The following is a 591-nucleotide window of genomic DNA, read 5'->3' on the forward strand; positions in this document are numbered from 1 at the left end:
TACCTAGAAATCCCAGAGCTTTCTGAGTACGAACTAGAGATCGTTGAACTGCGTCTTGATGAGACCACTTGGCAGCTTCCAATGTCTGAAATCGAGAAACTGGCAGATACAGACATCAAACTACTTTGCGTCGTTAACCCTGCTAATCCAGCATCAGTGAAATTCTCTGACGAGACTCTAGAGAACCTAACAAACTTTGTGAATGAGCAACGCAGTGACCTATTCATCATCACTGATGACGTATACGGTACATTTGCCGATGACTTCGTTTCTCTATTTGCAAAACTACCATACAACACACTTTGTGTTTACTCGTTCTCTAAGTACTTTGGCGCAACAGGCTGGCGTTTAGGTACCATTGGTATCCAACACAAAAACGTATTTGATGACGCACTAAGTTCTTTCAGCGAAGAAAAACAGTGTCAACTTGATGACCGTTACAAAACACTGACTCCAGAGCCACGTGACATTAAGTTCATCGACCGCATCGTTGCGGATAGCCGTAGCGTAGCCTTGAATCACACTGCCGGTCTATCTCTACCGCAACAAGTGCAAATGGCGATGTTTGCTCTAACTTGTCTAATGGACTCA

At 44.0% G+C, this 591-nt stretch carries 1 protein-coding gene; it reads left to right on the top strand.

Going from position 1 to position 591, the window contains the following annotated elements:
• A partial coding sequence (locus tag AB4585_RS22185) for an aminotransferase class I/II-fold pyridoxal phosphate-dependent enzyme (protein ID WP_133151368.1) occupies positions 1-591 on the top strand: 591 nt, incomplete at both ends.

It is taken from the genome of Vibrio sp. 10N.222.49.C9, from assembly GCF_041474985.1.
GTDB lineage: Bacteria > Pseudomonadota > Gammaproteobacteria > Enterobacterales > Vibrionaceae > Vibrio > Vibrio crassostreae_C.